An 18,685-nucleotide genomic window follows, 5' to 3' on the forward strand; every position below is an offset into this window, starting at 1 on the left:
CACTGACCAAGCGCGGTGCAGCGTCGTTCGATGGCGACCTCCGGCCGCTTCTGCAGAACCTGCAATACTTCAAGGACCTGCTGGCGCTGCCGCGCCGGCTGCCGGGAGCGATCTGACCATGGCACCGGCTCTGGATCCGATGGTGGGCCGTTACGTTCGGCTTGCCATCGACGGCGTTCCCCATCGCGTCTACTTCGAGGAGGCCGGGCCCGAAACCGGCATTCCCCTCGTCTGCCTGCACACCGCCGGCGCCGACAACCGGCAGTTCCGCCATTTGCTGGCCGACCCCGAAATCACGCGCCGTTTCCGCGTGCTCGCCTTCGACATGCCCTGGCATGGCAAATCTTCGCCGCCGCAAGGGTTCGAGCGCGAGGAATACCGGCTGACACGGGATTTCTATACCGGGTTCGTGGTGGCCTTCGCCGACGCGCTGTCGTTGCAGCGTCCGGTGGTGATGGGCTGTTCGATCGGCGGTCGCGTCGTGCTGAACCTGGCCGCGACCCATGCCGATCGGTTCCGCGCGCTGGTCGGCCTGCAGGCGTCGGCGCATGTAGCGCCCTACTACGATACCGACTGGCTCCATCATGCCGATGTCCACGGCGGCGAAGTGTGCGCCGGCATCGTTTCGGGGCTCGTCGGGCCGGACGCGCCGGCTGTCCATCGCTGGGAAACCCTCTGGCACTACATGCAGGGTGGCCCCGGCGTCTTCAAAGGCGATCTCCATTTCTACAAGGTCGACGGCGACCTTCGCCAACGCATCGCCACGATCGATGCCCGCCGTTGTCCGCTGTTCCTGCTGACCGGTGAATATGACTATTCGTGCTCGCCTGCCGAGACCGAGGAGGTTGCCGCCCTGGTGCCGGGGGCCCGGTGCACGATCATGCCGGGCCTTGGGCACTTTCCGATGAGTGAGGATCCCGAGCGCTTTCTCGAACACCTGCGGCCGGTTCTTTCTGAAATTGAGGAACTGGCCTAAGGGGCTGGGTATTGCAGCGAGTTCGGAGGTCATCGCCGCCTCGTTTCCGAGGTGCCGCTCCCAATGTCATGAAGACTTGTCAGGATTTGGAGCTGCCGGAATATTCCTGCGCGTTTCCTGCATTACCTTTTCTGTTTATCTGGAAGGGGGCATGTTCCGGAATTGTTGGCTTTTTGACCGGGCCTTCGAAGGGAGATATGCAATATTGCAACTAACCCGGTGTGAAACCCGTGTTAGAGTGCCCACAGAGTAATACAGACAGCCCGCCGGCGGCCTCCCAAGCCGCTCAATCGAAGCCCCTTCCCACACACCCCAAGGCTTCGATTACCCCACACCCAGGCGGGCTTATAAGGAAGGCCGGTCGCCCCCAAGCGATCGGCCTTTCGTATTTTCGAGTTTCACGATCATCTCGCTGGAATCTGCAGAGAATGCCGGCTTGCCCTGCAGGGGATAGTAATTGCTGGATCTCTGCAACGTCAGATCACCCAAAAACGCCTATCTATAGTATGAAAAATGCAGTGTTTTGGGGTTCTCAAATCCATGTGATATGCATTTTTGCAAGTTACCTGGAAATCAGCGGGTGTTAGAGTCGATCGACTGGAGCAATTCTCTTTCGATTGGTTTCCAATGAAGATTGTCGGATTCGCGGTTGATGTGTCGCGCTCGCAAGACGAACGCATCGTACGAGACCAGCGAGTTCGGCAATCCCTGATCCGGGCGACCCTGGATCTCATCCAGGCGGGCGATGTCGAGCCGACGTCGGGTGCCATTGCAACCATCGCCGGCCTCTCGAGCCGCACGCTCTTCCAGCATTTCATCCGTCTTTCCGATCTCTATGCCGCCGCCTTCGAACTCGCCGTCAGCCGCGCCTTCGGACCGGACCGACAGGTGGACAGCGCGGTACCGCTTGCCAGCCGCATCGCGCTTCTGGTTTCGGATCGCGCTCAACTCTTCGAGGAATGGCTGCCGGTCTGGCACTTCGCGGAGCGCGTCCGACGTGCGGCGCCGGCCGTTGGCGCCGGTCTGGCGCATCTGCGCGGCATTCTACGCGAGCGAATTGCTGCGTGGTTCGCCGTCGAACTCGACGCGCTCGATCCGGTCGCGCGCGGCCATGCGCTCGATTCGCTCGATCGGACTTTCGGTCTCGATAGCTGGATGAACATGCGGGAGCGACAGCGTCTGTCGCCGATGCACGCGTCGCGGGCCTGGCGCTTCACGGCCGAGGCGATCGTGCAGCAGGCGCTCACCGGACCGGGTTCGTCACCGGCAGCGGCCTGAGACAAAGAAAGGGAGGCGGAAGTCCGCCTCCCTTCATGTCGGTCGGGGCGGTTAGGCTAGTTGGCCTTCGCCTGGAACTTCTGGTGGCAGGCGCCGCAGGTCTTGCCGGTGTCGGCAAAGGCTGTCGCGAGCGCCTCGGCATTGCCTGACCCGGCTGCCACAGCGAGCTTGTCGTAAGCCACGTTCGCCGCCTTGCTGGCGGCTTCGAAGCCCGCCCAGTCGGTCCACACGGCCGGAAGCGCACGGGTCTCGCCCTTGTCGGAGCCGGCGGGGAACATCTTCAAGAAAGACGCTTCCAGCGTCTTGAGCTTTGCGGCCTGCTCGACGGCGCCCGCGGTCGGGCCCTTGGCGTCGACGATCGCCTTGATAGCGCGCATCGCGGCGGCGGTCTGCTTGCGGTTGTCCTTGCGCTGAGCGATCACGTCGCCCTGAGCCATCGCGATCGTCGCGCCGCCCACCATCGCCCCGGCCGCCAATGCGCCGACCAACGCCACCACCAAAGTCTTCCTCATAGGCCCATCCCCTTTGATTCTCACGGTCGACGGGCAATTTATACCTCATCGACGACCGCAATGTTGCAGAGGTTGGCGCGGAAAGCGAACGGCCAGGTAGGCCACGATCCATCACGACTGCGTGTGGTGCCCTCGGCCTGGTCCTTGCCTACAGCCATGCTGACTCGGCTATTCTGGGCCCTCAAGGAGATGATGACCGATGGCCGGCAAGAACGACAAGATCCTCGTCTGGGACGTGCCCGTCCGTTTGTTCCACTGGGTGCTCGTGGCCCTGATGGCGACCTCGTACTTCAGCGGCCGGGCCGGCGGTGACTGGATGCAGCTCCATTTCTGGTCGGGTTACGCCATCCTGACCCTTCTGTTCTTCCGCCTCGCCTGGGGCTTCGTCGGCAGCACCACCGCGCGCTTCTCCAGCTTCCTGAAGGGTCCAGCGGCGGCCTTTACCCATGTCGCACACTTCTTCCGCAAGGAGGGTCCGCGCGACGTCGGGCACAATCCGCTGGGGGGTGCGATGGTCCTCGTCCTGATCTTCGCCGTCCTGGCCCAGGTCGTGACCGGATTGTTCACCGCCGACACCGACACCGGCATGGTCAACGGGCCGCTCGCCCTCAAGGTCTCCGACAAGTGGGTCGAGCGGGCTACCGATTTCCATGCCTGGTGGATCAACGTGCTGCTCATCCTGGTGGCGGTCCACGTTGCGGCCGTCGTGCTTTACCTCGTCTTGAAGAGGCACAATCTGATCGGTCCCATGATCACCGGCCGCAAGCGCATCGACCAGGCGGTCGAGCCAGGCGCGCCCGCACCGCGGCTCGCCTTCGCATCGAGCCGCCTTGCGATGTCTGTCCTGCTCGCCTGTGCCGCTTTGGTCTATTTCATCGTCCGCGCAGGCGGCTGACCGCTTGCGCGGCCTTGCTGGCCTGAAACCACCCCTCTAGGGTGGCTTTAACCACAGTGAAATTTGGATTTTGCACCATGAAATTTACCGGTACCGACTCTTACGTTGCCAGCGACGACCTGCGCGTGGCGGTGAACGCGGCGATCGCGCTGCAGCGTCCGCTGCTCATCAAGGGCGAGCCTGGCACCGGCAAGACCGTTCTGGCACATGAAGTCGCCAAGGCGCTCAACGCTCCGATCATCGAGTGGCACATCAAGTCGACCACCAAGGCGCAGCAGGGCCTCTACGAGTACGACGCGGTCTCGCGCCTGCGCGACAGCCAGCTGGGCGACGAGCGCGTGAAGGACATCGCCAACTACATCAAGAAGGGCAAGCTCTGGGAGGGCTTCACCGCCCCGGTCCGCCCCATCCTGCTGATCGACGAGATCGACAAGGCCGACATCGAGTTCCCGAACGATCTGCTGCAGGAACTGGATCGCATGGAATTCTACGTCTACGAGACGCAGCAGACCATCAAGGCGACCGAGCGCCCGATCGTCATGATCACCTCGAACAACGAGAAGGAACTGCCGGACGCCTTCCTGCGCCGCTGCTTCTTCCACTACATCCGTTTCCCCGATCGCGAGACGATGACGCAGATCGTCGACGTCCACTTCCCCGACCTGCAGCGCAACCTGCTGCGCGAGGCGCTGAACGTGTTCTACGACATCCGCGAAGTGCCGGGCCTCAAGAAGAAGCCGTCGACCTCCGAACTGCTCGACTGGCTGAAGCTGCTGATGGTCGAGGACATGTCGCCGGAGTCGCTGCGCTCCAAGGACTCCAAGCAGCTCATTCCGCCGCTGCACGGCGCGCTGCTCAAGAACGAACAGGACGTGCACCTGTTCGAGCGTCTGGCCTTCATGGCGCGGCGGGAGCAGCGCCAGTAATCACTGCTGAGAGGAGAACGCGATGTTCATCAACTTCTTCCTCGAGCTGCGCAACGCCAAGCTGCCGGTCTCCATCAAGGAATATCTTTCCCTGATGGATGCGATGGACAAGGGTGTCGCCGACTACAGCGTCGACGACTTCTACTATCTGTCGCGCGCCGCGCTGGTGAAGGACGAGCGCAACCTCGACAAGTTCGACCGCGTGTTCGGCACCGTCTTCAAGGGGCTCGAGGCGCTGCCCCCCGAGGGCGTCGCCGCCGAGATCCCCGAGGAATGGCTGCGCAAGCTGGCCGAGAAGCTTCTCACCGAGGAGGAGAAGAAGCAGATCGAGTCGATGGGCGGCTGGGAGAAGCTCATGGAGACGCTGAAGAAGCGTCTCGAGGAGCAGCAGAAGCGGCACCAGGGCGGCAGCAAGTGGATCGGTACCGCCGGCACCTCGCCGTTCGGCGCCTACGGCTTCAATCCCGAGGGCGTGCGTATCGGCCAGGACAAGGGCCGCGAGGGCCGCGCCGTCAAGGTGTGGGACAAGCGCGAGTACAAGAACCTCGACGACACGGTCGAGATCGGCACGCGCAACATCAAGATCGCGCTGCGCCGCCTGCGCAAGTTCGCGCGCGAGGGGGCCGAGGTCGAGCTCGACATGCCCGACACGATCCGCTCGACGGCGCGCAATGCCGGCTATCTCGACATCAAGATGGTGCCGGAGCGTCGCAACAAGGTGAAGCTGCTGATCCTGTTCGACATCGGCGGCTCGATGGATGCACATATCCGGGTCTGCGAGGAGCTGTTCTCGGCGGCCCGTTCGGAGTTCAAGCACCTCGAATTCTTCTACTTCCACAACTGCCTCTACGAGAAGCTGTGGAAGGACAATCGCCGCCGTCACGTCGACACCTTCTCGACGGCGCAGATGCTCCATACCTATCCGCCCGACTACAAGGTGCTGTTCGTCGGCGACGCCTCGATGAGCCCCTACGAGATCGCCTATCCCGGCGGCTCGGTGGAGCACTGGAACGAGGAAGCGGGCCAGGTCTGGATCCAGCGCGTGGCCGACACCTACCGCAGCATGGCATGGCTGAATCCGGTGCCGGAACGGCACTGGAGCTACACGCCGTCGATCCAGCTGCTGCAGCAGCTGACGAGCAACCGCATGTTCCCGCTCACCCTGGGCGGCCTCGACAGCGCGATGAAGGAACTCAACAAGTAAGAAGCGCTGGGGCGCGCCACTGAAGTGGCGCGCCCCCGGCCAAAGGGAGAAACGAAGATGAAGACCGGCCCGGCAGTCGCGGAAATCCTGAAGCGCGAGGGGGTCGAGTATCTCTTCGCCTATCCCGTCAACCATCTGATCGAACACTGTGCCGCGATCGACATCCGGCCGATCATCGTGCGCCAGGAGCGCATCGGCCTGCACATGGCCGACGCCATGTCGCGCATGACCAAGGGCCGCAAGATGGGCGTGTTCTGCATGCAGAGCGGCCCGGGCTCGGAGAACGCCTATGGCGGCGTGGCGCAGGCCTACGGCGAATCGGTGCCGCTGCTGGTCATCCCGGCGGGCTACCCGCGCCGCATCGCCCATGTGCCGCCGAACTTCAACTCCACCATCACCATGGCGCATGTCGCCAAGCATGCCGAGCCGATCACCTCGGGCGCCGACATCGAGAACGTCATGCGCCGGGCCTTCAGCCTGCTGCGCAACGGCCGCGGCTCGCCGGTCATCATCGAGTTCCCGGCCGAGGCCAATGGCGAGGACGCGCCCGATCCGCTGACCTACGAGCCGATCAAGCCGACGCGCTACGGTCCCGATCCGGCGGCCGTGAAGGAAGCCGCCAGGGTGCTGGTCGAGGCCAAGCGCCCGGTCATCTATGCCGGCCACGGCGTGCACTGGGCCGAGGCCTATGACGAGCTGAAGGAACTGGCCGAGCTGCTGGCGATTCCCGTCTGCACCTCGCTGCAGGGCAAGAGCAGCTTCGACGAAACCCACCCGCTGTCGCTGGGCTCCGGCGGCCGTGCCTATCCGAGGCAGGTCCGCCACTTCCTCGACAAGTGCGACGTGCTGTTCGGCATCGGCTGCTCCTTCACCGAGACCAACTTCGGTATCTCGATGCCGAAGGGCAAGACGGTGATCCACACCACGCTCGACCCCAACCATCTCAACAAGGACGTTCGCTGCCAGTACGGCCTGATCGGCGATGCCAAGCTCGCGCTCCGCGCCATGATCGACGAGTGCAGCAAGCTGGTCGGGGGCAAGAAGCGCGACGCCGCGCCGGTCGTGGCGGAGATCAAGCCGATCGCCGACGCGTGGCTCGACGAGTGGATGCCCAAGCTCACCAACAACGAGGCGCCGCTCAATCCCTATCGCGTTCTGTGGGACCTGCAGCACACGGTCGACAAGGCCAACACGATCATCACCCACGACGCCGGCAGCCCGCGCGACCAGCTCTCGCCGTTCTGGAAGACGACGGCGCCGCACACCTATATCGGCTGGGGCAAGACCACGCAGCTGGGCTATGGGCTCGGCCTCGCCATGGGCGCCAAGCTCGCCTGCCCCGACAAGCTCTGCATCAATGTCTGGGGCGACGCGGCCATCGGCTTCACCGGCATGGACTTCGAGACGGCGGTGCGCGAGCGCATTCCGATCATGTCGATCCTGCTCAACAACTTCTCGATGGCGATCGAGCTGCACATCATGAAGGTGTCGACCGAGAAGTACCGCTCGACCGACATTTCCGGCGACTATGCCGCCATGGCACGCGCCTTCGGCGGCTATGGCGAGCGCATCACCCGGCCGGAGGACATCATCCCGGCGATCAAGCGCGGCATCGAGCAGACCCAGAAGGGTGTGCCCGTGCTGCTGGAGTTCATCACCTCGAAGGAAGTGACGATCTCGACACCTAAGTGATTTGGAACGGGAGGCCGCGATGACGAAGATCCTCACGCCCACGGGCGAGCACGACGTCGCCGCGCATGACGGCCTCTGGATGAGTCCCGTCGATGCCGAGCGGGTCACGGGCTGGACTCTGAAGCCCGAGGGCATGTGTCGTGCCGATCTGTGCGTGCCGCTGCCCGCTTCCGCGCTCGCGCCCAACGAAGTCGACCTCGAAGCCTTCTGGAAGAAGCTGGGTGGCCCCGTGATCGCCAGCGAGGCGCGCGACGTGTGGGCATTGGGGGCGCCGGCCGAGGAGCGCAATGCCGCGCTCGAAGGTCTCGAGGCGCCCGACTTCACCCTGCCGGATCTCGACGGCATGCCGCGTTCTCTGTCGCAGCTGCGCGGCCGAAAGGTCTTCCTCGCGACATGGGCCAGTTGGTGAGGCTGCCGTTTTGACTTGCCCGTGTGGCAGGCCCTCTACGAAGAACTGAAGGACAAGGGGTTCATGGTCGTGGCCGTGGCGGAGGAAAGCCGCGGTGCCGAACATGCGCGTCCGTGGATCGACCAGGCCGCATCGTCCTACTGGCAACTGATCGACGCCGATCATCGGCTCGAGGATCTCTACAATCTCGTGAACGTCCCGCAGGCGATCTGGATCGACGAACAGGGCCGGATCGTACGCCCGCCCGAGACGGCCGGGTCGACCGATCACTTCCGGCGCATGGACCTCGCGACGCGCACGATGACTCCCGAGGACCAGGCAGACCGCCTGGCGGCGCGGCAGGCCTATCTCGATGCGGTGCGCGCCTGGGTCGCCACCGGGGCGCATGCCTTGCCGGCCGACCAGGCGCGCGCAGGCCTGCCGAAGGTCACGCCCGAGATTGCGGAGGCGCGGGCGCGCTTCCGGCTGGGGCTGTGGCTGCGCGCCAATGGCCGCGTCGCCGAAGGCGACCTGCAGATGGCGGAGGCAAGTCGCCTGCACCCCGACTCGTGGAGCCTGTGGCGCCAGGCGGCGGACCTCGACGAGGTTGGCAAGGCCTCGGGTCCGGAGTTCTGGAAGCGCGTGCAGGCGCTCGGCGATCGCCCCTATTATCCGCCACCCAAACTGTAGTTCGCGAGCGATACGGACCCGCAACAATTGTTGATGGTCAGCGAGGCCATCACACCTCCGTGAGAGCGGACGGTTGCTTGGGCGGTCGCGCCCTCGCTGGGCTACGCTGTTTCCATATTTCCTGAACAACGGGAGGCTGGGATGGCTGTCCTCAATGTCAACGGCAAGGCGGTCGACTACAATGCCGATCCGGATACTCCACTGCTCTGGGTGCTGCGTGAACAACTGGGTCTGACGGGCACCAAGTATGCCTGCGGTATCGCACAATGCGGCTCCTGCACGGTCCATATCGATGGTGCGCCGGTGCGTTCGTGCAGCGTACCGGTGAACGCTGTCGGCACCCAGAAGGTCGTCACCATCGAAGCGCTGGCCGAGAACGGCGTGCTGAACAAGATCCAGAAGGCCTGGGTCGAGCTCGACGTACCCCAGTGCGGCTACTGCCAGAGCGGCATGGTGATGGCGGCGACGGCGCTGCTCGCGGCCAAGCCGAATCCGACCGATGCCGACATCGACGAGGCGATGACCAACATCTGCCGTTGCGGCACCTACCAGCAGGTCCGCGCCGCGATCCACGCCGCCGCCAAGGCCTAAGGGGAGGGACGCATCATGACGATCCAGACATCTCTCGGCCGTCGCGGCTTCCTGGTCAGCGGCGCCGCCGTCGCCGGCGGTTTCTCGCTCGGCTTCCACCTGCCCTTCGACGAAAGCGTGGCGCATGCTCAGGCCGTCAAGGAACTGAACGCCTGGGTGGTCATCCATCCCGACGACAAGGTGGTCATCCGCATCGCCCGCTCCGAAATGGGCCAGGGCACGCTCACCGGCCTCTGCCAGCTCGTGGCCGAGGAACTGGAGTGCGACTGGAACAAGGTCACCTGGGAATATCCGACGCCCGGCGAGAACCTGAAGCGCAACCGCGTCTGGAGGAACTTCTCGACCGGCGGCAGCCGCGGCATTCGCGAAAGCCAGCAGTATGTCCGCGAAGGCGGCGCCATCGCGCGCGAGATGCTGATCGCGGCCGCGGCCAAGCAGTGGAACGTGCCGTCTGCGGAGTGCAGCGCGGCCAACAGCACCGTCACGCACAAGGGATCGGGCAAGACGCTGACCTATGGCGCCCTCGCGGCCGCAGCGGCCCAGCTCGAGCCGCCCAAGGAAGTGAAGCTCAAGGACCCCAAGGACTGGAAGGTCGCCGGCAAGCCGCTGAAGCGGCTCGACACGGTCGACAAGGTCACGGGCAAGCAGATCTATGGCATGGATCACACGATGCCAGGCATGCTCAACGCCACTGTGCGCGCCTGCCCGGTGATCGGCGGCAAGCTCAAGGACTTCGATGCCAGCAAGGCCGAGAAGATGCCGGGCGTGAAGAAGATCTTCGCCATCGACGGCAACGCCGTCGTGGTGGTGGCCGACACCTACTGGCAGGCCAGGACGGCACTCGAGGCCGTCACGACCAACTGGGACATCGGCGATCTCGGCAAGGTCTCGACCGCGACGATCAACGCCATGCTCAAGGAGGGTCTCGACGCCAAGGAAGCCTTCGTCGGCAACAAGGCGGGCGACGCCCAGAAGGCGATCGACGGCGCGGCCAAGAAAGTCGAGGCCGTCTACAGCTTCCCCTATCAGCATCATGTCACCATGGAGCCGATGAACGCCACGGCGCGCTACACGGCCGACAGGTGCGAGGTCTGGTGCGGCACGCAGAACGGCGAGGCGGCTCTTGCCGCCGCGTCGGAAGCGGCTGGCCTGCCGATCGCCAAGTGCGAGGTCTACAAGCTGATGCTGGGCGGCGGCTTCGGCCGGCGCGGCCGGTCGGACTATGTGCGTCAGGCCGTGCTCGCGGCCAAGGAGATGCCCGGCACGCCGATCAAGCTGATCTGGTCGCGCGAAGAGGACATGACGCACTGCCAGTACCATCCCACGACGATGGCCAAGATGACGGCCGGTCTCGACGCCCAGGGGAACCTGGTCGGACTGCACGTGCGCATCTCCGGCCAGTCGATCCTGGCCTCGCTGCTGCCGCAGAACCTGGTGAACGGCATGGACCCGATCGCCTTTCAGGGCCTCATGGCGTCCGGCGTCGAGGCGGCGTATGGCTACGACATCCCGAACCTGATGATCGACCACGCCATGCGCAACCCGCACATCACGGCCGGCTTCTGGCGCGGCGTGAACGTGAACCAGAACGCCGTCTACATGGAATGCTTCATCGACGAGCTGGCGGCGGCAGCGGGCCAGGATCCGCTCGCCTACCGCCTCAAGTACCTGAAGCCGAAATGGGCGGCGGTGCTGAAGGCCGCCTGCGACAGAGCGGGCTACGGCAAGCCGCTGCCCGAGGGCCGCTTCCACGGCATCTCGCAGGTCATGGGCTATGGCAGCTACGTCGCCGGCGTCGCCGAGGTCTCGGTGAGCCCCGACGGGCAGCTCAAGATCCACAAGATCACGGCGGCCACCAATCCCGGCCACGTGGTCAATCCGGCGCAGATCGACCGCCAGGTCGCGGGCTCGTTCGTCTATGGCCTGTCGGCTGCCCTGTACGGCGAGATCACCGTGAAGGACGGGGTGGTCGAGCAGACCAACTTCGACACGTACAACGTGATGCGCATCGACGAGATGCCCGACGTCGAAACGGTGCTCGTGCCGACCAACGACTTCTGGGGCGGCGTCGGCGAGCCGACCATCGCCGTGGCAGCGCCTGCCGTCCTGAACGCCATCGCCAAGGCGACAGGCAAGAGGGTGCGCAACCTGCCGCTGATGAACAGCGACCTGAAGAAAGGCGCCTGATGCATCGAGCGCTGCTGCCGGGCCTGACCAGCATGATCCTGCTGGCCGGTCCGGCAACGGCGGCCGATGCGCCGCCGGGCGCCAGCTCCTGCACCGGCTGTCACGCGTCGAAGAAAGTGTCGGATTCGGTGATCCCGCGCATTGCCGGCCGCAAGGCCCCGGACATCGTCACCTTGATGAGCGACTATCGCAGCGGCGCCTGGCCCTCGAGCGTGATGGGCCGCATCGCCAAGGGATTCGACGACCGGCAGACTGAAGCCATCGCGGCCTGGTTTGCCGCGCAGCCGGAGTAGGGACACAGCGGGCATGGCGACGCGCCGTCATTTCCTGAAGATCAGCGCCGCGGCCGGCCTCGCGCCGGCCGTCGTTTCGGCGCAGGGCAAGGCCAGGGTCGTGGTGATCGGCGGCGGCTTCGGCGGCGCCACGGCGGCGCGCACCCTGAAGGCGCTGCAGCCCGCGCTCGACGTCACGCTGGTCGAGCCAAGTCCCGTCTATACCTCGTGCCCGTTCAGCAATTCGGTGCTCGCGAACCTGCGCGAGATCGACCAGCAGCAGTTCCGTTACGACGGCATCAAGGCGGCCGGCGTTACGATCGCGGAGACGAGCGCGACCGCGGTCGATGCCGAGGCGAAGACCGTGGCCCTGGCCGACGGCAACAGGCTTGCTTACGACCGGCTGGTCATGTCTCCCGGCATCGACTTCAACTGGGGCGCCCTCCCCGGCTACGACGAGGCCGCGGCCGAGAAGATGCCGCATGCCTGGAAGGCGGGGGCGCAGACCGTGCTGCTGCGCCGGCAGTTGCAGGCGATGGATGATGGCGGGCTGGTCGTCCTGTCGGCGCCGGCCAATCCCTTCCGCTGTCCGCCCGGACCCTACGAGCGCGCGAGCCTGATCGCCTACTGGCTCAAGATATGGAAGCCGAAGTCGAAGCTCCTGCTGCTCGATTCCAAGGACGCCTTCTCCAAGCAGCGCCTGTTCCAGAACGGCTGGGCCGAACTCTACCCGGGCATGATCGAGTGGGTGCCGCTCAGCCAGGGCGGCAAGGTGACGGCGGTCGATCCCGCGACGCTCACGCTCACGACCGAGTTCGCGAGCCACAAGGCTTCCGTCGCCAACGTGATCCCGCCGCAGAAGGCCGGCGCCATTGCGGCGCAAGCCGGCGTTGCCGATCGCACCGGCTGGTGCCCGGTCGAGCCGGTCGCCTTCGAATCAACCCTGCGCCCCAACATCCATGTGCTGGGCGATGCGGCGATCATGGGCGGCATGCCCAAGTCGGCCTTCGCGGCCAATGCCCAGGCCAAGGTCTGTGCCTCGGCGATCGTGAAGCTGCTGGCCGGCGAGAAGCCGCAGGATCCGATCCTGATCAACACCTGCTACAGTCTCGTCGCGGCCGACTACGGAATCTCGATCGCCGGCGTCTATCGTCCCGACAAGGGCCGGCTCACCGACATTCCCGGTGCCGGCGGCACCAGCCCGCTCGAAGCCGTAGGTGGCCTGCGGGGCCAGGAGGCGCTCTATGCGTCGAGTTGGTTCCGCACCATTGCCGCCGAGACCTTCGGCTGATGCGATGCGGGTCCTGGTCCTCCTCGCCCTCGCGTTCGTCGCTGGTCCCGCGGTGGCCCAGCAGCCTGCTCCTCCCGTCGTGCCGCAGATCGTCGACGATTCGATCCCCCGCTCGCTCACCGGCCGGCCGGGCGATGCGGCGCGCGGCCGGGCGATCGTTGCCAGCCGCAGCGTCGGCCTCTGCCTGCTCTGCCATTCGGGACCGATTACCGAGGAGCGCTTCCAGGGCGACCTGGCGCCCAGCCTCGCCGGCGCGGGGTCGCGCTGGTCGGAAGGACAGCTGCGCCTGCGCATCGTCGACGGGTCGCGTCTCAATGCCGACACGATCATGCCCGCCTACTATCGCATCGAGGGCTTGCACCGGGTTGCCCGCAACTTCGAGGGCAGGACGATTCTCACCGCCGCCCAGGTCGAGGATGTCGTGGCCTATCTCGTCACGTTGAGGGATTGAATGGATCGACGTCTCTTCCTTGCCGGCACGGCTGCCGTCGTTCTCGTGCCGCTCTCGCCCGCGACGGCGACCCCCGATGCCATGGCCGAGGCCATCCGCAAGGTCGTCGGGACGGCTACGCCGACCGAAGGCCGGGTCAAGCTCGACGTCCCGCCGCTTGTCGAGAACGGCAGCACCGTACCGCTCACCGTGTCGGTCGACAGTCCGATGACCGAAGCCGACCATGTGAAGGCGATCCACGTCTTTAACGAGAAAAACCCGCAGCCCAACGTCTTCTCCGCGCGCCTCGGCCCGCGCAGCGGCAAGGCCGTCATCGGCACGCGCATCAAGCTCGGCGACAGCCAGCGGATCGTGGCCATCGTCGAAACCAGCGACGGTAAATTCCTGAGTGCCGGCGCCGATGTGATCGTGACCCTGGCTGCCTGTCTCGAGGAATCGCCCTGATGTCGAACATCCTGGTGAACGCTCCGAAGACCGCCAAGCGCGGCGCCGCCATCGAGATCAAGGCGCTGATCATGCACCCGATGGAGACCGGCTTCCGGCCCGGTCCGAACGGCCGCATCATCCCGCGCAACATCATCGAGCGATTCACCGCGACCTGGAACGGCGCCGAAATCTTCACGATGGACATGTCGCCGGCGATCGCCGCCAATCCATTCGTGTCTTTCTTCGCCGAGGCGAAGGAGAGCGGCACGGTGGTCCTGCGCTGGACCGGCGACGAGGGCTTCGCCGCCGAGCAGCGGGTCGACATCGCCGTCGAATGACCGCGCGGCTGCTCGTCATCGGCTTGGCGCTGGTGTTCGCCGCATCCTATGCGGCCGCGCAAGTTGGCGCGGACAAGCGGCGGTCCGGCTACCAGGACATGGGCGAGGCCCTGCAGAAGATGCAGGACGACGATACGGCCAATCCCGGCATGCTGTTCGTCCAGCTCGGCGGCCAGCTCTGGAACAGGGCGGTCGGGGCAGCCGACAAATCCTGCGCCGATTGCCATGGCGACGCCGCCGTCAGCATGAAGGGCGTGGCCGCGCGCTATCCCGCGATCCCGCAGGGCAGTGACCGTCCGGTCGATCTCGAGGGCCGCATCAACCTCTGCCGCACCGAGCATCAGAAGGCCGAGCCTCTGCCGCCGGAGAATCGCGACCTGCTGGCGCTCGCCGTGTATGTCGCGCACCAGTCGCGCGACCTGCAGATCGCGCCGCCCTATGACCCGCGCCTCGATGCCTTTCGCCGGGAGGGCGCCGAGATCTATCGCCTCCGCCAGGGCCAGCTCAACCTGTCCTGCGCGATCTGCCATGACGACAATGCCGGCAAGAAGCTGGCGGGCATCGTCATTCCGGAGGCCCATCCCACCGGCTATCCGATCTATCGCCTGGAGTGGCAGGCGCTGGGCTCCCTGAAGCGCCGCCTGCGCAACTGCCTTGTCGGCATCCGCGCCGAGGCCTGGCCGCTCGATGCGCCGGAATATGTCGCGCTGGAACTCTATCTCATGCAGCGCGCCCGGGGACTGAAGCTGGAAACGCCGGCCGTCCGGCCTTAGAGGCTTCCCGTCTCACATGGACCCGTCCACCTCACCCTGAGAGGCTGGCCGGAAATGAATTGAATCAATTCAAGCACTTATCTCATCCTGAGGAGCGCCGCGAAGCGGCGCGTCTCGAAGGATGGGCAACAGGCAAGGTGCGCGTTCCCACCCTTCGAGACGCATCGCTGCGCGATGCTCCTCAGGGTGAGGTTATCGGGGCTGTTCATAGCCTCTTAGTTTAGCTGCATTCACTTCGAGTCAGACTCTCAGGAGGTCGCGAAGCGGCCGTCTCGAAGGGTGGGCAGCAGACGCGATGCTCGTGCCCATGCTTCGAGACGCGCTCCTGTGGAGCGCTCCTCAGCATGAGGTTGTGGTGTATTTTTCGATCCCACTCGGAAGGACTCTAGGCGTTCGTCGGGCCGGAGTTTAATTTTCTCCGTTTGGCGATCTGTGAAGTCATTCCTGCCGTCATCGTTGCCGGATTCGACCGACCGTTTCATTGCAGCGGGCGCGAACACGCCCGTACAGTCAAGGCATGCTCAGCCTTGCCAGCACCCTCGTCGCCCGGGCGGCGCGCCTGTTGCAGGCGGCCTACGAAGAGCCTGCCCTCTGGACGATCTCCGCGCAGGGGCGCGTCGTGGGCTCGCTGATGTGTGAGGCCGGCGCATGGCGCCTGTCCTGGTTCGACGACGCCCCGCCGCGGCTGGTGAACCATGCCGGCCGGGTGGATGGCGACGTCGAGGCGCTCGCCATCGTGCTAACAGAGCGGCTGGGTGCGACGGTGCGCCTGGAGTCGCTTCCGGTCTAGACTGGCGGCATCGCGTTGACGGATTGATGAACATGGATGCCATCGACAAGAAGATCGTCGCGCTCCTCCAGGAGGATGCGAGCCTTTCGCTGGCGCAGATCGCCCATCGCGTCGGCCTCTCGCAAAGCCCCTGCTGGAAGCGCATCCAGCGACTGGAAAAGTCCGGCGTCATCCTGAAGCGGGTGGCGCTGATCTCGCCCGAGGCGATCGGCATGGGGTTGACGGTGTTCGTGTCGATCGAGACCGGCGACCATTCCTCGGCCTGGCTCTCCAAGTTCGCCAGTACCGTCACGGCCATGCCCGAGGTGATGGAGTTCCACCGCATGGCGGGCGACATCGATTACATGCTGAGGGTCGCGGTTCCCGACATGCAGGCCTACGACACTTTCTACAAGAAGCTGATCGACACGATGCCGCTCAAGAACGTGACGTCGCGCTTCTCGATGGAGCGCGTGAAGTCGACGACGGCCTATCCGATCGTCTCCGATCTCAAGCCCGTCCGTAAGCGTTAGGCATCGCCCGCTCGAAGAGGAGCCAGTCGAGCGCCAGCCTGCCCGGCCCGAACTTGGCGAGGTAGAGCAGCGCCACGGCCCAGACCCCATGCGTGTCGAAGGCGTTGGGATAGACGAAGATCTGGATCACCAGGGTCATGCCCAGCAGGGCGAGCGCCGCCGGCCGCGTGAACAGGCCGAGGAAGAGCAGGAACGGCAGGCTGAGTTCCGCTCCCGTCGCCAGGTAGGATGCCAACTCGGGCGAGAGGAGCGGCAGCATATACTCTTCGCGAAACAGGGTGAGAGTCGTGCCGTCGGCCCAGCCGTCGAGCTTCAGCAGCCCCGAGCGCAGGAAGATCGTGCCGACGGAAAGGCGGGCGAGGAGGGCGAGCAACTCGTGCGGGATGCGTGCCAGCAGAGCGTCGAGACGCGAGAGCAGAGCGATCATGAAGACGATCCTTGGGACAGGGTTGTGATGGCGCCGGCACCGAACAACGTCGCCAGCGCCGTTGCGAGGTCGAAACCGTCGTGGGCGCGCGACGCCGCATCGGCGGCGGCGCCCAACGCAATCCCTTGCGCCAGTTCGGCCACCAGCAGGTCGGCGCCCGGCGGAAGCCGTTGGACGAGAACGTCGAGATGTGGCCGCGTCACCAGCGCCGTCTCGCCCGTCCAGTCGGCTGCCGGCGCCTCGGGCGTCGCGTCATGGGTATTGGTGCTCCAGACAGAGACGATGGGCCACGGCGAGGCGATGACGGCCATGGCGGGATGCAGGCCGAGTCTGACGGAGCCAAGCGCTTCCGGAGGCAGCTCCGCGAGCCGGCCGATATCGGCCGCGCTGGCATCGGCGCTGTGGAATGCGACGTAGCGCGACCATTCCAGCCGGGCGATGTCGGGCAGATAGGGCAGGTCTGCGGCGGGATCGAACTCCTCCAGGAAGCTCGCGAAGGCGGCGCCATACTCGGCGAGGACGGGCGACCGCGGCGGATGCTGCTCGATGAAGACCAGCGCCATGGCGGTGAAGAATTCCTCGCCGACCAGGCGCTCCACGACGGGGAACCGTGCCGCCAGGGCGGCGGCCAGGCTGGCCTTCACGTTGTTGCGGTAGACGCCGAATCGTCGCTCGCGCGTCGGCCTGACGTCGTGACGGATGCCGTCGGGCACCTCCAGAGGGGCCTGAAGGACGGCATGGGCAAAGCGGTGCTGCAGGTCGGCGAGACCGTTGCCGTCAGGCTGCGCGGGCATCGAGGCCTCCGGCCGTCTGCAGAATCGACTGGGCCTGGTGGACTTCGGCCTCGAGGTCGAGCCAGGCCGGCACGTCGGAGTCCCACTCGATCAGCGTGGGACTCACGCCCCGGCGTGCGATCACATCCCGAAAGAGAGACCAGACCTCCGTAGAGATCGTCCGGTCGTGGGTATCGACGTACAGGGCGTCGCCGTCGCTCTCCAGCACGGCGTGACCGGCGAGATGGATCTCGCCGACATGCTCATGCGGGAAGCAATCGAGATAGGCGCGGGGATCGAAGCCGTGATTGGCTGCGGAGACGACGACGTTGTTGACGTCGAGCAGCAGGCCGCAGCCGCTGCGTCGGGCAAGCGCCCGCAGGAAATCCGTCTCCGGCATTTCTTCCCCGTCGAAGCGGAGATAGGTCGAGGGATTCTCGATGAGGATGCGGCTTCCGAGTACCGTCTGGGCCTCGTCGACGTGGCGTGCCACCAGCGACAGGGTGGCTTCCGTATAGGGAAGGGGCAGCAGGTCGTTCAGGAAAGTCCCCTCATGCGTCGACCAAGCGAGATGCTCCGACACGATGAAAGGTTGATAGCGGTCCACCACCGACTTCAGGCGCCCGAGATGACCCGGCGCCATGCCGTTGGCCGATCCGATCGACAGGCCCACGCCATGCACCGACAGCGGATAGAGCGCGCGTACGCGCTCCAGGAAGTGATGCGGCGGACCGCCGGCTCCCATGTAGTTCTCGGCATGCACCTCGAACCAGCCGACATCGGGTCGGGCTTCGAGGATGTGCCGCTGGTGTTCGGGCTTCAGCCCGGCACCGGCACGAAGCAGGCGGTCCGCCGTCACGACGCGTCTTCCTTACATCGGGGCGAGCGTGCCCATGCGCTTCTTGCCGTCCTTGAGGGTCACTTCCATCTTGGCGCAGGACCCCTTGGCGACGTACTTCCAGGCCTTGGCGTCGTAGTCGGCCTTCGACGTGCCGGCGCAGGAATTGCTGCCGGTCGCGGCGCAGTCGTTCTTGCCCGCCATCGAGACGCCGTAGCACTTTTCCTTGTCGGCGTTTGCGGTCTGCGCGTTGGCGCCGGACGACATCAGGGCGGCGGCGGCGACGGCGGCGGCGAGGGCTACCGTGGTGGTACGATTGATCATGGACAAATCCTCCTTGGCTCTCGAGCCAATCTCGGCTCGCAAAGGATCATTCGGGCGCAGCCGCGTCGGCGTTACAGGTGCTCCGCCTTCTTTTTTGTCGGAAGCGCCTGTAATGTTTCGGCAAATCAACA

Annotated in this window: 22 protein-coding genes; 17 read left to right on the top strand and 5 right to left on the bottom strand. The window is 65.4% G+C overall.

The window, feature by feature from the left end; translation table 11 throughout:
• Positions 1 to 118: 118 nt before the first annotated feature.
• Positions 119 to 976 (top strand): alpha/beta fold hydrolase, encoded by an 858-nt coding sequence (locus Q7V45_RS16020; RefSeq protein ID WP_304853854.1) that lies wholly within the window; start codon positions 119 to 121, stop codon positions 974 to 976.
• 627 nt (positions 977 to 1,603) lie between these two features.
• Entirely contained in the window at positions 1,604 to 2,254 is a 651-nt protein-coding gene (locus tag Q7V45_RS16025) for a TetR/AcrR family transcriptional regulator (protein WP_304853856.1), read from the top strand.
• Between the two features lie 56 nt (positions 2,255 to 2,310).
• On the opposite strand, the gene Q7V45_RS16030 is transcribed toward Q7V45_RS16025, so the two are convergent.
• Positions 2,311 to 2,766: a cytochrome c gene (locus Q7V45_RS16030; RefSeq protein WP_304853857.1), complete on the bottom strand. Its 456-nt coding sequence runs from the start codon at positions 2,764 to 2,766 to the stop codon at positions 2,311 to 2,313.
• Positions 2,767 to 2,965: 199 nt separating this feature from the next.
• On the opposite strand from Q7V45_RS16030, the gene Q7V45_RS16035 reads away from it, so the two are divergent.
• The 15 genes from Q7V45_RS16035 (at position 2,966) to Q7V45_RS16105 (ending at position 16,192) form a co-directional block, all read left to right on the top strand.
• Positions 2,966 to 3,661 carry a cytochrome b/b6 domain-containing protein gene (locus tag Q7V45_RS16035; RefSeq protein WP_304853859.1) on the top strand — a complete coding sequence of 232 codons (696 nt, stop codon included), beginning with the start codon at positions 2,966 to 2,968 and terminating at the stop codon, positions 3,659 to 3,661.
• Positions 3,662 to 3,738: 77 nt separating this feature from the next.
• The gene (locus Q7V45_RS16040) at positions 3,739 to 4,587 is read left to right on the top strand and encodes a MoxR family ATPase (protein WP_304853860.1); all 849 of its coding nucleotides are present in this window, start codon (positions 3,739 to 3,741) and stop codon (positions 4,585 to 4,587) included.
• A gap of 22 nt (positions 4,588 to 4,609) precedes the next feature.
• A complete protein-coding gene (locus tag Q7V45_RS16045; RefSeq protein ID WP_304853861.1) occupies positions 4,610 to 5,791 on the top strand; it encodes a VWA domain-containing protein in 1,182 nt (393 codons plus the stop codon).
• Positions 5,792 to 5,848: 57 nt separating this feature from the next.
• A complete protein-coding gene (locus Q7V45_RS16050) occupies positions 5,849 to 7,483 on the top strand; it encodes a thiamine pyrophosphate-requiring protein (protein ID WP_304853862.1) in 1,635 nt (544 codons plus the stop codon).
• Between the two features lie 19 nt (positions 7,484 to 7,502).
• Positions 7,503 to 8,561: a TlpA disulfide reductase family protein gene (locus Q7V45_RS16055; protein ID WP_304853863.1), complete on the top strand. Its 1,059-nt coding sequence runs from the start codon at positions 7,503 to 7,505 to the stop codon at positions 8,559 to 8,561.
• A 141-nt stretch (positions 8,562 to 8,702) separates the two neighbouring features.
• Positions 8,703 to 9,152: a (2Fe-2S)-binding protein gene (locus Q7V45_RS16060; protein ID WP_304853864.1), complete on the top strand. Its 450-nt coding sequence runs from the start codon at positions 8,703 to 8,705 to the stop codon at positions 9,150 to 9,152.
• 15 nt (positions 9,153 to 9,167) lie between these two features.
• Positions 9,168 to 11,339, top strand: a complete 2,172-nt coding sequence (locus Q7V45_RS16065) for a xanthine dehydrogenase family protein molybdopterin-binding subunit (protein ID WP_304853865.1) — start codon at positions 9,168 to 9,170, stop codon at positions 11,337 to 11,339.
• Positions 11,339 to 11,632 carry a cytochrome C gene (locus Q7V45_RS16070; RefSeq protein ID WP_304853866.1) on the top strand — a complete coding sequence of 98 codons (294 nt, stop codon included), beginning with the start codon at positions 11,339 to 11,341 and terminating at the stop codon, positions 11,630 to 11,632. The genes Q7V45_RS16065 and Q7V45_RS16070 overlap by 1 nt, the downstream gene beginning before the upstream one ends.
• 13 nt (positions 11,633 to 11,645) lie before the next feature.
• Positions 11,646 to 12,902, top strand: a complete 1,257-nt coding sequence (locus Q7V45_RS16075) for an NAD(P)/FAD-dependent oxidoreductase (RefSeq protein WP_304853867.1) — start codon at positions 11,646 to 11,648, stop codon at positions 12,900 to 12,902.
• A 4-nt stretch (positions 12,903 to 12,906) separates the two neighbouring features.
• Complete coding sequence (soxX, locus tag Q7V45_RS16080) at positions 12,907 to 13,353, top strand: sulfur oxidation c-type cytochrome SoxX (protein ID WP_304853868.1); 447 nt, start codon at positions 12,907 to 12,909, stop codon at positions 13,351 to 13,353.
• Positions 13,354 to 13,797: a SoxY-related AACIE arm protein gene (locus Q7V45_RS16085; RefSeq protein WP_304853869.1), complete on the top strand. Its 444-nt coding sequence runs from the start codon at positions 13,354 to 13,356 to the stop codon at positions 13,795 to 13,797. It begins immediately after the preceding gene.
• Positions 13,797 to 14,117, top strand: coding sequence for a thiosulfate oxidation carrier complex protein SoxZ (gene soxZ / locus Q7V45_RS16090; RefSeq protein ID WP_304853870.1), 321 nt, complete (start codon positions 13,797 to 13,799; stop codon positions 14,115 to 14,117). The genes Q7V45_RS16085 and soxZ overlap by 1 nt, the downstream gene beginning before the upstream one ends.
• Positions 14,114 to 14,890, top strand: a complete 777-nt coding sequence (gene soxA / locus Q7V45_RS16095; RefSeq protein ID WP_304853872.1) for a sulfur oxidation c-type cytochrome SoxA — start codon at positions 14,114 to 14,116, stop codon at positions 14,888 to 14,890. The genes soxZ and soxA overlap by 4 nt, the downstream gene beginning before the upstream one ends.
• A 517-nt stretch (positions 14,891 to 15,407) precedes the next feature.
• The gene (locus Q7V45_RS16100; protein ID WP_304853874.1) at positions 15,408 to 15,680 is read left to right on the top strand and encodes a hypothetical protein; all 273 of its coding nucleotides are present in this window, start codon (positions 15,408 to 15,410) and stop codon (positions 15,678 to 15,680) included.
• A 32-nt stretch (positions 15,681 to 15,712) separates the two neighbouring features.
• Positions 15,713 to 16,192 (top strand): Lrp/AsnC family transcriptional regulator, encoded by a 480-nt coding sequence (locus Q7V45_RS16105; protein ID WP_304853875.1) that lies wholly within the window; start codon positions 15,713 to 15,715, stop codon positions 16,190 to 16,192.
• Here the strand turns inward: Q7V45_RS16105 and Q7V45_RS16110 are convergent.
• Genes Q7V45_RS16110 through Q7V45_RS16125 form a run of 4 tightly spaced genes read right to left on the bottom strand, consistent with a single transcriptional unit; the run spans position 16,170 to position 18,554 of the window.
• Complete coding sequence (locus Q7V45_RS16110; RefSeq protein WP_304853876.1) at positions 16,170 to 16,619, bottom strand: DoxX family protein; 450 nt, start codon at positions 16,617 to 16,619, stop codon at positions 16,170 to 16,172. The two genes, Q7V45_RS16105 and Q7V45_RS16110, sit on opposite strands and share 23 nt — an antisense overlap.
• Positions 16,616 to 17,413 (bottom strand): DNA-binding domain-containing protein, encoded by a 798-nt coding sequence (locus Q7V45_RS16115; RefSeq protein WP_304853877.1) that lies wholly within the window; start codon positions 17,411 to 17,413, stop codon positions 16,616 to 16,618. Before Q7V45_RS16115 ends, Q7V45_RS16110 begins: the two co-directional genes overlap by 4 nt.
• A complete protein-coding gene (locus Q7V45_RS16120) occupies positions 17,397 to 18,251 on the bottom strand; it encodes a DUF692 domain-containing protein (RefSeq protein WP_304853878.1) in 855 nt (284 codons plus the stop codon). Before Q7V45_RS16120 ends, Q7V45_RS16115 begins: the two co-directional genes overlap by 17 nt.
• Before the next feature lie 12 nt (positions 18,252 to 18,263).
• Positions 18,264 to 18,554 (bottom strand): DUF2282 domain-containing protein, encoded by a 291-nt coding sequence (locus Q7V45_RS16125; RefSeq protein ID WP_304853880.1) that lies wholly within the window; start codon positions 18,552 to 18,554, stop codon positions 18,264 to 18,266.
• Positions 18,555 to 18,685: the final 131 nt, after the last annotated feature.

The organism is Reyranella sp. (assembly GCF_030651995.1).
GTDB lineage: Bacteria > Pseudomonadota > Alphaproteobacteria > Reyranellales > Reyranellaceae > Reyranella.

Excerpts from the sequence above, each read along its gene's own strand:
- Q7V45_RS16020 (WP_304853854.1), top strand. The coding sequence starts at position 119 with ATGGCACCGGCTCTGGATCCGATGGTGGGCCGTTACGTTCGGCTTGCC.
- Q7V45_RS16025 (WP_304853856.1), top strand. The coding sequence starts at position 1,604 with ATGAAGATTGTCGGATTCGCGGTTGATGTGTCGCGCTCGCAAGACGAA.
- Q7V45_RS16030 (WP_304853857.1), bottom strand. The coding sequence starts at position 2,766 with ATGAGGAAGACTTTGGTGGTGGCGTTGGTCGGCGCATTGGCGGCCGGG.
- Q7V45_RS16035 (WP_304853859.1), top strand. The coding sequence starts at position 2,966 with ATGGCCGGCAAGAACGACAAGATCCTCGTCTGGGACGTGCCCGTCCGT.
- Q7V45_RS16040 (WP_304853860.1), top strand. The coding sequence starts at position 3,739 with ATGAAATTTACCGGTACCGACTCTTACGTTGCCAGCGACGACCTGCGC.
- Q7V45_RS16045 (WP_304853861.1), top strand. The coding sequence starts at position 4,610 with ATGTTCATCAACTTCTTCCTCGAGCTGCGCAACGCCAAGCTGCCGGTC.
- Q7V45_RS16050 (WP_304853862.1), top strand. The coding sequence starts at position 5,849 with ATGAAGACCGGCCCGGCAGTCGCGGAAATCCTGAAGCGCGAGGGGGTC.
- Q7V45_RS16060 (WP_304853864.1), top strand. The coding sequence starts at position 8,703 with ATGGCTGTCCTCAATGTCAACGGCAAGGCGGTCGACTACAATGCCGAT.
- Q7V45_RS16065 (WP_304853865.1), top strand. The coding sequence starts at position 9,168 with ATGACGATCCAGACATCTCTCGGCCGTCGCGGCTTCCTGGTCAGCGGC.
- Q7V45_RS16070 (WP_304853866.1), top strand. The coding sequence starts at position 11,339 with ATGCATCGAGCGCTGCTGCCGGGCCTGACCAGCATGATCCTGCTGGCC.
- Q7V45_RS16075 (WP_304853867.1), top strand. The coding sequence starts at position 11,646 with ATGGCGACGCGCCGTCATTTCCTGAAGATCAGCGCCGCGGCCGGCCTC.
- soxX (WP_304853868.1), top strand. The coding sequence starts at position 12,907 with ATGCGGGTCCTGGTCCTCCTCGCCCTCGCGTTCGTCGCTGGTCCCGCG.
- Q7V45_RS16085 (WP_304853869.1), top strand. The coding sequence starts at position 13,354 with ATGGATCGACGTCTCTTCCTTGCCGGCACGGCTGCCGTCGTTCTCGTG.
- soxZ (WP_304853870.1), top strand. The coding sequence starts at position 13,797 with ATGTCGAACATCCTGGTGAACGCTCCGAAGACCGCCAAGCGCGGCGCC.
- soxA (WP_304853872.1), top strand. The coding sequence starts at position 14,114 with ATGACCGCGCGGCTGCTCGTCATCGGCTTGGCGCTGGTGTTCGCCGCA.
- Q7V45_RS16100 (WP_304853874.1), top strand. The coding sequence starts at position 15,408 with ATGCTCAGCCTTGCCAGCACCCTCGTCGCCCGGGCGGCGCGCCTGTTG.
- Q7V45_RS16105 (WP_304853875.1), top strand. The coding sequence starts at position 15,713 with ATGGATGCCATCGACAAGAAGATCGTCGCGCTCCTCCAGGAGGATGCG.
- Q7V45_RS16110 (WP_304853876.1), bottom strand. The coding sequence starts at position 16,619 with ATGATCGCTCTGCTCTCGCGTCTCGACGCTCTGCTGGCACGCATCCCG.
- Q7V45_RS16115 (WP_304853877.1), bottom strand. The coding sequence starts at position 17,413 with ATGCCCGCGCAGCCTGACGGCAACGGTCTCGCCGACCTGCAGCACCGC.
- Q7V45_RS16125 (WP_304853880.1), bottom strand. The coding sequence starts at position 18,554 with ATGATCAATCGTACCACCACGGTAGCCCTCGCCGCCGCCGTCGCCGCC.